Source organism: Cellulomonas algicola (assembly GCF_003851725.1).
In the GTDB taxonomy this organism is placed as follows: domain Bacteria; phylum Actinomycetota; class Actinomycetes; order Actinomycetales; family Cellulomonadaceae; genus Cellulomonas; species Cellulomonas algicola.
Genome location: NZ_BHYL01000084.1, coordinates 21638 through 32718, shown reverse-complemented (window position 1 = coordinate 32718; position 11081 = coordinate 21638). Strand labels below are relative to the sequence as shown.

Annotated in this window: 11 protein-coding genes; 2 read left to right on the top strand and 9 right to left on the bottom strand. The window is 75.1% G+C overall.

Annotated elements, in window-relative coordinates:
• The 6 genes from CTKZ_RS06405 to CTKZ_RS06380 form a co-directional block, all read right to left on the bottom strand.
• Positions 1-1744: FAD/NAD(P)-binding protein (locus CTKZ_RS06405; protein WP_124342172.1), on the bottom strand; the 1744-nt coding region annotated here is incomplete at its 3' end.
• Positions 1741-2904, bottom strand: a complete 1164-nt coding sequence (locus CTKZ_RS06400; RefSeq protein WP_200829655.1) for a pyridoxal-phosphate-dependent aminotransferase family protein — start codon at positions 2902-2904, stop codon at positions 1741-1743. The genes CTKZ_RS06400 and CTKZ_RS06405, both read right to left, overlap by 4 nt.
• Positions 2901-4043 carry a phosphonopyruvate decarboxylase gene (gene aepY, locus CTKZ_RS06395; protein ID WP_124342171.1) on the bottom strand — a complete coding sequence of 381 codons (1143 nt, stop codon included), beginning with the start codon at positions 4041-4043 and terminating at the stop codon, positions 2901-2903. The genes CTKZ_RS06400 and aepY overlap by 4 nt, the downstream gene beginning before the upstream one ends.
• Positions 4040-4984, bottom strand: coding sequence for an isocitrate lyase/phosphoenolpyruvate mutase family protein (locus tag CTKZ_RS06390; RefSeq protein WP_124342170.1), 945 nt, complete (start codon positions 4982-4984; stop codon positions 4040-4042). Before CTKZ_RS06390 ends, aepY begins: the two co-directional genes overlap by 4 nt.
• A 207-nt stretch (positions 4985-5191) precedes the next feature.
• Positions 5192-6547 carry a class I tRNA ligase family protein gene (locus tag CTKZ_RS06385; protein ID WP_124342169.1) on the bottom strand — a complete coding sequence of 452 codons (1356 nt, stop codon included), beginning with the start codon at positions 6545-6547 and terminating at the stop codon, positions 5192-5194.
• Between the two features lie 5 nt (positions 6548-6552).
• The gene (locus CTKZ_RS06380) at positions 6553-6918 is read right to left on the bottom strand and encodes a cupin domain-containing protein (RefSeq protein ID WP_124342168.1); all 366 of its coding nucleotides are present in this window, start codon (positions 6916-6918) and stop codon (positions 6553-6555) included.
• A 217-nt stretch (positions 6919-7135) separates the two neighbouring features.
• Here CTKZ_RS06380 and CTKZ_RS06375 point away from each other — a divergent pair, with 217 nt between their 5' ends.
• Together CTKZ_RS06375 and CTKZ_RS06370 are read left to right on the top strand one after the other, a co-directional pair.
• A complete protein-coding gene (locus tag CTKZ_RS06375; protein WP_124342167.1) occupies positions 7136-7807 on the top strand; it encodes a hypothetical protein in 672 nt (223 codons plus the stop codon).
• 66 nt (positions 7808-7873) lie between these two features.
• On the top strand, positions 7874-8482 hold the full coding sequence (locus CTKZ_RS06370) for a hypothetical protein (RefSeq protein WP_124342166.1): 609 nt from the start codon (positions 7874-7876) through the stop codon (positions 8480-8482).
• A gap of 66 nt (positions 8483-8548) precedes the next feature.
• Here CTKZ_RS06370 and CTKZ_RS06365 read toward each other — a convergent pair whose 3' ends face one another.
• Genes CTKZ_RS06365 through kduI form a run of 3 tightly spaced genes read right to left on the bottom strand, consistent with a single transcriptional unit; the run spans position 8549 to position 11067 of the window.
• Entirely contained in the window at positions 8549-9340 is a 792-nt protein-coding gene (locus CTKZ_RS06365; protein ID WP_124342165.1) for an SDR family oxidoreductase, read from the bottom strand.
• Positions 9341-9381: 41 nt separating this feature from the next.
• On the bottom strand, positions 9382-10200 hold the full coding sequence (locus CTKZ_RS06360) for an IclR family transcriptional regulator (RefSeq protein WP_124342164.1): 819 nt from the start codon (positions 10198-10200) through the stop codon (positions 9382-9384).
• A 27-nt stretch (positions 10201-10227) separates the two neighbouring features.
• Positions 10228-11067 carry a 5-dehydro-4-deoxy-D-glucuronate isomerase gene (kduI, locus tag CTKZ_RS06355; RefSeq protein WP_124342163.1) on the bottom strand — a complete coding sequence of 280 codons (840 nt, stop codon included), beginning with the start codon at positions 11065-11067 and terminating at the stop codon, positions 10228-10230.
• Positions 11068-11081: the final 14 nt, after the last annotated feature.

The window sequence follows — 11081 nt, the reverse complement described above, 5'->3', positions numbered from 1 at the left end:
CCGCCGGCACGGCGCACGGCCCGCGACGCCCGCGTGTCGGCCCGAGGTCGCGGGCGTCGACGCGGGCCGCGGGGGCGTCGCGGTCGGCGGGAGCGTCACGGTCGACGCGCACGAGGCCGGACCGCAGCAGTGCCGCGACCCGCGCCATCACCTCGGGAGACGCCCCGTTCGCGAACCGGTTGTGCCACGGCACCACGCGCTCGACGAACCGTCGGTGCGACGTGGCCGTGAGCCCGCCGTCGTCGACGGCCGCCGAGATGACGCCGCGCAGGTCCCGCCACACGCCGTTGCGGGCAGTGAGGTGCGGGCTCACGCCGACGCCCTGGTGCGCGCGCTGCACGTCGAGGTCGATCACGTCGGCCAGGTCGTCGCCGGTCGCGAGCGGGTCGACGAGCGCGTCCCAGTCGAACCGGTCGGCCTCGTCGACGTCGCCGGTGTGCGCGAGCAGGAGCCGGGCGAGCGCGTCGGGCCGGCCGTCGTCGCCCGTCCGGCCGGTGGGGCCGCCGTCCAGGAACGCGTCGACGGCGTCCTGCACGCGGGTCGCCGCGTCGCGCGCGGCGTCGAGGCCGCGCAGCGTCGCGTCGTGCTGGAAGGCCATCTCGAGGACGATCAGCGGCAGCAGGTCGCGCTCGACGTCGAGCGCTCCCGTGCCGTCCCCGCCGCCCTCGCGCGGGCCGCCGCGCGACCGGCGCAGCCGCGGCAGGACGTCGTGCCGGAGGAAACGTCCGCCGCGCGTGTCGACGAACGGGCTCACGGTCGACAGCACCGCGGGCCGCGCGTACGGGAACACCCCCGAACCGCTCGTGCAGTGGATCGCCGACGGCTCCGCGCCGGACCGCAGGTACGTGAGCCGCCCGCCGCGTGCACGCGCGAACCGGCCGCCGCGCCCCGCCGTGAGCGCGATCAGCACGTCGAGGGCCGTCATGCCCGTGCCGACGAGCGCGACGCGGGACCCGGCGGGCACGTCGGCGACCGAGCCGCGGCCGTCCAGCGGGTAGGCGCGGGTGACGTGCACGGCCGCGTGATCGCCGGGTCCGGCGCACGGGTCTCCCGCCGGGTGCGCGGGTCGGGGCGAGCCGTGGCCGGTCACGAGCAGGACGTCGTCGACCGTCCACGTGCGCCCGTCGGCGGCCACGACGTCGAGCGGGCCGTCAGGCCACCCGGGGGCGGTGCCGCCACCGTGGGCGGTCTCGTCGACGGGTCCGCCGCTGGCGGCCACGCGCCCGCCGGCGCCGGGCAGGCGGTCGCCGGGCAGGCGGTCGCCGGGCAGGCGGTCGGCGCGCCGAACCTCGCGGAGCTCGACGACCTCGACGGCGTGCCGGTGCACGTGCGCGCGCCCGGTGCGCTCCAGGTCGGCGGCGAACCGGGCGAGCCGCTCCTCGAGCGCGGCGCCGTGCACGGCGCGCGGCGGCCACGCCGCAGGCTCTTCGGGCACACCGTCCGACCGCTGCGCGATCCACCGCGCGAGCGTCGGACGCTCGGTGGGCGGGCGCAACGGACCCGCGCCGGTCACGGTCTCGTCGGCCGCGAACGACACCTCGTCCGCGGTGCGGTTGAGGACCGCGGTGAGCGGCTGCCGCGGGTCGTGCACGGACCCGGCGCCGAACCGCCCGGTCCGCTCGAAGAGGTGCACCTCGAGCGTCCGGCCGACCGTCAGGGCGTCTGCGTGGGCGCTGAGCCGTTCGAGGGCGTACGTCGCCCGGGGGCCTCCCCCGACGACGGCGACGCGCAGGGGACGCGTCACGGCGCCACCGGCGCGACGGCGTGCGACGGACCCGTGTGCCGTCGTTCGCGCTCGTGCCGAGGCCCCGTGCGCGGCGTGGCGGCGACGACCTCGTCGAGCGCGGCCAGGAACGCGCGGACCTCGTCCTCGGTCAGCGTGCCCATCGTCGCGACCCGGAACGCCTGGTCGCGCAGGTGCTCCTGCGACGCGTAGACGACGTAGCCGCGCGCCCGCAGGCCGGCGTGCAGCTCGGCGTACCCGAGGCCGGGCGGCAGGTCGAGCGACGTGAGCGAGGACGCACGCTCGGCGGGGTCGAGGTGCACCGCGAACCCCCGCTCGGCGAGCCCGTCGCGCAGCAGGTCCGCGAGCCGCCCGTAGCGGGCGCGTCGACCGGCCACGGTCTCCGTGCGCAGCCGGCGCAGCGCGACCTCGAGGGCGTAGAACGTGGGGACGGCGGGCGTGAAGGCCGGGACGCCCGCGCGCGCCTGGGCCCGGTGGTGCCGGCCGAGGTCGACCGTGTACCCGCGTCCGGGGCGCCCGTCGAGCGCGTCGAGCAGGTCGGCGCGCGCGGTGACGAACGACAGCCCGGGCATGCCCTCGAGGCACTTGTTCGACGTCCCCGCGAGCCAGTCGACGCCGTGCGCCGCGACGTCGACCTCCTCGCACCCGACGCTGCTCACGGCGTCGACGACCAGCGACCGGCCCGCGTCGGCGACGACGCGCGCGATGCCGGGCAGATCGTTGAGCATGGCCGTGCTCGTCTCGTGGTGCACGAGCGTCACGTGCGTGACCTGCGGCTCCGCGGCGAGCCGGGCCGCGACGTCGCGCGCGTCGAGCGGGCGTCCCCACGGCACCTCGAACCGGCGGACGGGGATGCCGTGCGACTGCGCGATCTGGCGCATGCGCTCGCCGTAGTGCCCGTTCTCGAGCGTGAGGACGACGCCGTCGGGCGGTACGGCGCTCGCGACGGCCGCCTCGACCGCGCCCGTGCCGGACGACGTGAGGACGACGGTGCCGTGCGAGCCGGTGCCGCCGCACAGGTCGGTGAGCTCGTGCCGCACGCGCGCCAGCAGGTCGCCGAAGTCGGCCTCCCGGTGGCACAGGTCCGGACCGGCGAGGGCCTCGCGGACCTCGTCGGCCGTCATCACCGGCCCCGGGTTCAGCAGCACGACGCGCGTCACGGCCGCACCTCCGACGCGAGCGCGGCCGCGAGGCGACGGGCGGCGTCGGGCGGCTGGATCGACGGCCGCGGCAGGTCCGGGTCGGTGCCGGGACTCACGGGCACGTGCACGAACGTCGTGCCGGTCGCGCCGCGCACGGCCTCCGCGACCGCGGACGGGGTCGTCGCACTCCGGGCGTCGCCGTACCCGCAGGCCCGCGCGACCCCCACGAGGTCGACGTGCGCCGACGACGTGCGCTGCCCCCCGGTCGACTCGTACGACCCGTTGTCGAGGACCAGGTGCACGAGGTTCGGCGGCTGCACCGCGCCGATCGTCGCGAGCGCCTCGAGCCGCATGAGCGCGGCGCCGTCGCCGTCGAGCACCACGACCCGCCGGTCGGGCGCGGCGGTCGCGAGGCCCAGCGCGACGCTCGACGCGCACCCCATCGACCCGACGACGTACAGGTTCTCCGGGCGGTCCCACCCGGCGGCGAGCTCGCGCGCGGTGTAGCCGGTCGTCGCGACGAGCACGGTCTCGGGCCCGACGGCGTCGACCACCGCGCCCAGCACCTCGGCGCGCAGCGGCGGACGGCCGGCGCCGCCGTCGTCGTCCGCGGGCGGTCGCGGCACGGCCTTCTCGAACGTGCCCTTGCGCACGACGAACGCGAACGGCCGACCGGTCGCGTCCAGGTGCCGCAGCGCGTCGTCGACGCGCTCGCCGAGCACCACCGGGTCGGACGGGAGGATCTCGTGCCGCACGCCCATCGCGTCGAGCAGGTCGGGCGTGATCTCGCCCATGAGCCGGTGCTGCGGCTCGTCCGGGAAGCCCGGCTCGCCGCGCCACGTGACGAGCAGCAGCACGGGCACCTCGAGCGTGCTCGCGAGCGACGTCAGCGGGTTCACGGCGTTGCCGAGCCCGGAGTTCTGCATGACGACGACGGGCCGCCGCCCGCCCAGCCGTGCACCGACGGCGATCGCGACCGCCTCGCCCTCGTTCGCCGCGGCCAGGTACTCGACGTCCGCGCCGTCCTCCATGCGCCGGATCGCGGGGGCCAGGAACGAGCACGGCACCCCGACGACCGGTCCGAGCCCGCGCGCCGCGAGGACGTCGAGGAACGCGTCGGCCTCGAGCACCGCGGGCGCGTCGACGAGCGTCGTCACGAGCGGTTCGCCAGCGGTGCGGCGGCGAGCGCGTGCTCGACACCCGCGGCGTCGTGCCGGCGCTCCTCGTCGAGCATGTCGCGCAGGCCCTGGAGCTCGAAGACGTCCTCGACGGTCGCGATGTCGTCCTCGAACCGCGACGTGCGACCGTCGCGCAGGATCGACGAGAAGGTCTCCGACACCGCCGTGATGAGCGCGCGCAGCCCGTGGTTCGCGTACACGACCATCTTCGCGCCCGCGTCCTCGAGCTCCGTCGCGGTGACGGTGTGGTACGTCGTCGGCACCACCACGACGGGCAGCGGTGACGACCAGCGCTCGAGGAACTCGAGCACGACGTCGGGCGACCGGTCCTTGGCGTGGATGAGCACCGCGTCCGCGCCCGCCGCCTCGTACGCGTGCGCCCGGGACAGCGCCTCGTCCAGGTCGTGCCCCGCGATGAGCGCCTCGATGCGCGCGATCACGAGCAGGTCGCCCGTCCGCGCCGCGGCGGCCGCGGAGATCTTGCCGCAGAACGCCTCGACCGGGAGCAGGCTCTGGTTGCTCGCGACGAAGCTGTTCATCTTCGGGAAGAGCTTGTCCTCGATCGTCACCGCCGAGATCCCGGCCGCCTCGTACCGGCGCACCATGTGCATGACCTGCGGGACGTTGCCGTAGCCCGCGTCGCAGTCGGAGACGACGGGGATGCGCACCGCCGACGCCATCGACGCGGACACGCTCAGCAGGTCGCTCATCGTGAGGATGTCGGCGTCCGGCACGCCCTGCGACGCCGAGACCTCCAGGCCGCTCGCCCACACGCCGTCGAAGCCGGCGCGCTCCGCGAGCCGGGCGCCGAGCGGGTTGTGCGCGCCGACGATCCGCACCAGGCCGGGCGCGTCGAACAGCTCGCGCAGCGTGGTCCGGCGGGCGGGGACGGGGACGGCGGGGTGGTCGGTGCGGGTCATGGCGGACGAACCTCCTGAGGAGTGGCGTGCTCGGACGGCGGCAGGGCGCGGTGCCGCCGGGGCGGCGCGCGCCGACGGTCGCCGGGTGCGGTGCGGTGCTGGGTCGCGACCGTCGTGCGTGGTCGCGGTGCTCGTGCGTGGGCAGCGGTGCCCGTGCGTGGGCGGCAGTGCCCGCGTGTGCGGCGGCAGTGCCCGGGTGTGCGGCTGCTACGCGAGCTGGAGCTCGCGGCAGACGTGCGCGAGGTAGTCGTCGATCGCGTCCGCGTCGCCGCCACCGACGGCGCGGGCGCGCTCCCGCCCCTTGTCGAGGACGTCGACGAGGCGCTCGACCGAGAACGCGTCGATCGCGGCGAGGTCCGCGAGCCGCGCACGGACGACGTCGAGCTCGCGCGGGCCCTCACCGGCCGGTGGGACGCCGACCGGGGGTGCCGGGCTGAGCGGCGGCCCGTCGTCGGCCAGCTCGCGCGGCGCGTACTCGGGGCACGACCGGGCGAGGCGGGTGCGCAGCACCTCGACCGGAGCGGTCCCGACGAGCTCGTCCGCCCACACGACGTTGCCCCGGCTCGACGAGATCTTCGCGCCGCGCAGGTGCATGAAATGGTTGATCTTCACGCGCGACGGCACCATCGGACGAATGACGAGCGCCTGCGCCAGCGCGGTGAACAGGAACGCGTAGTAGTAGGTGTTGTCGACGCCGAAGAAATAGATCACGTCGGGGTCCCGACGATTCAGCTCGGCCACGGCCTCGGAAAACGGCAGCCGGGTGTCGACGCCGCATTCCTGGAGCAGGCACCACGTGTGGTGGAAGAAGATCTCGACCCACGGGTTCAGCACCAGCCCGGAGTCGTCGACGGCGATGCCGTACGGCGACTCGAACTGCCACAGCGCGAGGTGCGGGCCGAGCCGGTCGAACAGCGCCGACGCCCGACGGGACGCCCCGTGCCGGTGCCGCATCGTGTCCTCGACCGCCGCGACGGCGCCGGCGTCGAACGACAGGAAGCGGGCCGTCGTCGTGCCGCCCGCCGCCGTGCGGCACTGCGTGCACAGCAGGCCGAGCGCGTCGTCGACCTGCTGCGGGAGCGAGCAGTTCTCGCACACGTTGAGGTAGGCGTCGTGCAGGCAGCCGGTGCACGCCGAGCGCGCGTACGCCTCGAGCTGCGTGCGCCCGCAGCCCTCGCACCGCGGCACCTCGCGCTCGACGACCGTCACGACGTCGGTGAGCGCCTGCACGCCCTCGCGCAGGAAGCGCAGGTACTCGGGATCGCGGTTGTCGCCGAACGCGTCGTGGCTCAGGGCGTAGGCGTCGAAGTCCGCGCGGATCCGGCCGGTGTACTCGCGGGACAGCGCGTCGGGCTCCGCACCCACCTCCACGGCCTTCTTCGCGACGTACGACTGGTACGTGTCGACGTGGCTGACGTGCCGGATCTCGCGGTCCTCGAGCAGCCGCACGAGGCGCACGTACAGGTCGGCCCGCAGGTACGGACCACCGACGTGGCCGACGTGCAGGGCACCGTTCGGGGTGGGTGGCGGGGTGAAGACGACCGTCGGGGCGGGGCGCACCATCGCCGTCAGGCCACGGGCGCGGGCTCGCGCACCGCGCGCCACCAGATGCTCAGCAGCCGGGCCGTCCCGGTGCCCGCGTTGGTGAACGCGTGCGCCTGGCCGACGTGCGCGAGCCCCATGTCGCCGGTCGTGATGCGCTCGCGCCGGCCGTCGAGGTAGAAGTCGACGTCGCCGTCGAGGACGAGGAAGACCTCCTCGACCTCGGGCTTGTTGACGTGCTCGCGGATCGTCTCGCCCGGCTCGAACACCGAGATGGCCGCGCCCATGGCCTCCTTGCCCGGGCTCGTCTGCGCGAAGGTCTCCGCGAAGCGCCGGACGAGGACGTCGTACTCCGGCTTGTACTTGTCGGTCGAGTTCCTGTCGATGTGCACGCTCGTGCTCCCCCTGCCGTGCGAAAGAAAGGACGCCCGTCGGCCCGGGAAATGCACCGGCACCGCGTGGCGTCACGGCACGTTAGCGAACAATCCGGACAAGTGGCAAGAAAGGGTCATGTCGCGTCCACCTCCGCGTGGACGGCCGTCCAGATGGTGCGCTCCCGACTCGCACCGGCCCGCCCGACGACCCACGGCGGCCGGTACGGTCGGGCGCGTGACGATCCTCCTGGGCGGCGCGGCCAGCCCGATCGGCTGGTCCGTGCAGTTCGTCGACGTCCCCGCGGACGGCCTCGTCGACGAGCTCGTCCGGTGGCGCACCGGGCTCGGGCACCGGACCGTGGTGTCGTCGCCACGCGCGTACCCCGACGTGCTCGAGGACCTCGCCCCGTTCGAGTCGCCGTGGACGCGCGAGCTCGTCCTCCCGTGCGGGGACCGCTGGTCGGCGTACCTGAACAACGGGACGGAGGGCGGCGACCCGACCGCATCCGCACATGCCCTCGCGGCGCGGCTCGACGCCCGGTGCGTCGTGGCCGTGCACGCGCCGCGGCACGGACCCGGGCACCAGTCGACACAGCTCTGGGTGCACGGCCCCGGCGGGCAAGTGCCGTCGCGGCACGTGCGGACGCTCACCGCGGACGCGGCCGACGATCGGTGGTCGTGGTACGCGCTCGGCGACCCGTTCGACTTCGAGGACACGGACCGGTACACGGCGCGCCGGGTCCGCGACCGGTTCGACCGGCCGCTGCTGCTGCGCTACCTGGCCGCGCTGGGCATCCCCGCCGACGACGACGCGCGCTACGGACCCGGCGTGGTCGTCCAGCAGCTCGTCGACCACCCGGTGCGGAGCGAGACGCTCGAGGAAGCCCGACGCTCTCTCGCCCCCTGACGAGCCCCGCACCGCCGCCCGCCGTTCGCCGGGCCGGACGGAGCGGCTGGTCCTAGCATGCGGCGCGTGCCTCGCCTCTACGCGACCCCGAGCCCGATCCTGCGGCGGCAGGTCGTCGGCGACCTCGTCGCCCTCGTGGTCGTCGCCGCCTCCGTGTGGCTGGCGGTCCGCGTCCACGCGGCGGTGTGGCACCTCGCCGACCCCGTCCGCAGCATCGGCTCGGGCGCCGACGGGATCGCCGATCAGCTCGCCGCGGGGCGCGACGGCGTCGCGGTCGTCCCGCTCGTCGGCGAACCCCTGTCCGCCCCGCTCGACGGCGCGTCCGACGGCGCGGCCGCGATCGCCGCAGCGAGCTACGAGCAGGTCCAGGCCGTCGAGCGGCTCGCGCTCGTGCTCGCCGTCGCCGTGGTCGCGGTCCCCCTCCTGGTCGCCCTGGTCGCCCGGCTCAGCCCGCGCGTGCGGTGGTGGCGTGGGACGCACGACCTGCGCCTGCTGTCGTCAGTGGGGCCGCAGGGCGACCGCGTGCTCGCGCTCCGTGCGCTGACGTCCGCCGCACCGCGCGACCTGCTCGCCGTGCACCCGGACCCTGCTGCTGCGTGGGGTGACGACGACGCTCCCGTCGTCCGCGACCTCGCGGCGCTGCACCTGCGCACGCTGGGCGTCGCCCGACGGTAGCCCCGGCGGTGGCTCAGGCGGTGGCCCGGGCAAGCGCCGTGCGGGCCGTCCTGCGGTCCGGCCCGCTCAGCGGGCCAGCCAGCCGCCGTCGACGGGGAGAACCGCGCCGTGGACGTAGTCCGCGGCCGGCGAGCACAGGAACACGACGGCCCCGGCCACGTCGGAGGGCGTCGCCCACCGGTGCGCGGGGATCCGCCCGAGGATCTCGGCGGCGCGCGACCGGTCGGCGCGCAGGTCGTCGGTGTTCGCGGTCGCCACGTAGCCGGGCGCGACGGCGTTGACGTGCACCCCGGACGACGCCCACTCGTTCGCGAGCGCGCGGGTCAGGCCCGCGAGCGCCGACTTCGACGCCGTGTACCCGGGCACGGTGATCCCGCCCTGGAAGCTCAGCATCGACGCGACGTTGACGATCCGCCCCGACCCGCGCGCCACCATGGTCCGCCCGACCTCGCGCGACAGGACGAACGCCGAGCGCAGGTTGACGTCGAGCACGTGGTCGAAGTCCTCGTCGGTGTGGGCGACGGCAGGTGTGCGGCGGATCGTGCCGCCGTTGTTCACGAGGATGTCGACGTCCCGGCCGGCGAGGTCGGTGGCGAGCGCGGCGACGGCGGCCCGGTCGGCGAGGTCGGCCCGCAGCGGCGTGAACGTCCGTCCGGCGGCCTCGACCGCGGCGCGGGCGTCTGACGCGCCCGACGGCAGGGAGTGGCTGACGCCGATCACGTCGGCGCCGGACCAGGCCAGCGCCTCGGCCACGGCGAGCCCGATGCCGCGGCTGGCGCCGGTGACGACCGCGAGCCGGCCGGTCAGCCCGAAGAGGCGGGCCGTGTAGTCGGCCGAGGTGCTGGGGGCGGTCGTCATGGGCGTGCTCTCCTCCGGTGCGCCGTGGGCGACCGGTGCGGTCAGCCCGTGTGACCGAGCGCCGCGGAGATCTTCTGCGCGGCCTCGACGGCCAGGGGGGCCATCGCCTCGATCTGGTCGATGCTGTGCTCGAGGGTCAGCGTCGAGATGCTGATCCCGTAGGTGACGGTGTGCGTGGTGTCGTAGATCGGGGCCGCGACGCACGCGACACCCGGCACGTTCTCCTCGCGGTCGAGCGCGTACCCGAGCCGCCGGACCTCGGCGACCTCGGCCCGCAGGCCGTCCAGCGTGGTGATCGTGTTCGCGGTCCGTCGTGGCAGGCCCACCCGCTCGACGAACCGCTCGAGCCCTTGGTCGGTGAACCCGCCGAGGACGACCTTCCCGATCCCCGACGTGTGCAGGGGGATCGCGAGGCCGACCCGCGACGGCATGAGGTACGGCTTGTCGGAGTCGGCGCGGATCAGGTAGACGATCTCGTCGCCGTTCTTGACCCCGACGTGGACGGTGCAGTGCGTCTTCTCGACGAGCTCGTCGACGAACGGCTGCGCGATCGCCGTGATGTCGATGCGCGCCATGGCCTGCCCGGCGAGCGACAGGATCTTCGGACCGGGCAGGTACGTGCCGTCGGCGGCGACCGCGACGAACTGGCGCTCGATGAGCGTCGCGAGGATCCGGTGGGTGGTGGCCTTCGCGAGCCCCGTGGCCTCGACGACGTCGGTGAACCGGCCGTGCGCCATCGCGGCCTCGAGCACGAGCAGCGTCTTCTCGCTCGCGCCGGGCGCCGCCTCCGGCTGCGGACCGGGCCGGCCGGGCTCGTCGCCCGCTCGTGTGCGGGGTGCTGGCGTCGAGCCGGAGACCATGTCCGTCCACCTGTCGTCGTGGGCGCGCTAGCGCAGGTCGGTGATGGGGTGCCCATCCATGTCGTCGAACGACTGATTCTCGCCTGCCATGGCCCAGACGAAGGCGTAGCTCGCGGTGCCGACGCCCGAGTGGACGGACCAGCTCGGCGAGACGACGGCCTCGCGGTTCGCGACCAGCAGGTGCCGGGTCTCGGCGGGCTCGCCGAGGAGGTGCACGACGCGGGCGTCGTCGGGCACGTCGACGTACAGGTAGACCTCCGTCCGCCGGTCGTGGGTGTGGGCCGGCATGGTGTTCCACATGCTGCCGGGGTGCAGCGTCGTCATGCCCATGACGACCTGGCAGCTGCGCACGCCGCCCTCGTGGATCACCTGGCGCAGCGTGCGACGGTTCGACGTGAGGGCGTCGCCGAGCTCGCGCACCGTCCCGCCGTCGGGCCCGACGAGCGTCGTCGGGTAGGACGTGTGGGCCGGTGCGGAGAACAGGTAGAACGCGGCCGGGCCGTCGGACCCCGTCGGCTCCGTCGACGCGAGCACGACGTCGCGCGCACCGCGTCCCACGTACAGGAACGCGCCCCGGTCGACGGTGTGCGTCTCGCCGTCGACGGTGACCGTGCCCGGCCCGCCGACGTTGACGACGCCCGCCTCGCGCCGCTCGAAGAAGTGCGCGGACCGGAGCTCGGCGAACGTCGGCAGGCTGACCGGGCGGGTGGCCGGGACGACGCCGACGAGCACGACGCGGTCGTGGTGCGTCTGCACGGCGCGGGCCTCGTCGTCGGCGAACAGGTCCTGGACGAGGAACCGTCGCCGCAGCTCCTCGGTGTCCATGCCGCGCACGTGCTCGGGGCTGGTGGCGTACCGCAGATCCATCGGGAAACCTTCCG

Coding starts and splice junctions, on each gene's coding strand:
- CTKZ_RS06360 (WP_124342164.1), bottom strand. CDS start 10,200: ATGGTCTCCGGCTCGACGCCAGCACCCCGCACACGAGCGGGCGACGAG.
- kduI (WP_124342163.1), bottom strand. CDS start 11,067: ATGGATCTGCGGTACGCCACCAGCCCCGAGCACGTGCGCGGCATGGAC.
- CTKZ_RS06390 (WP_124342170.1), bottom strand. CDS start 4,984: ATGACCCGCACCGACCACCCCGCCGTCCCCGTCCCCGCCCGCCGGACC.
- CTKZ_RS06385 (WP_124342169.1), bottom strand. CDS start 6,547: ATGGTGCGCCCCGCCCCGACGGTCGTCTTCACCCCGCCACCCACCCCG.
- CTKZ_RS06365 (WP_124342165.1), bottom strand. CDS start 9,340: ATGACGACCGCCCCCAGCACCTCGGCCGACTACACGGCCCGCCTCTTC.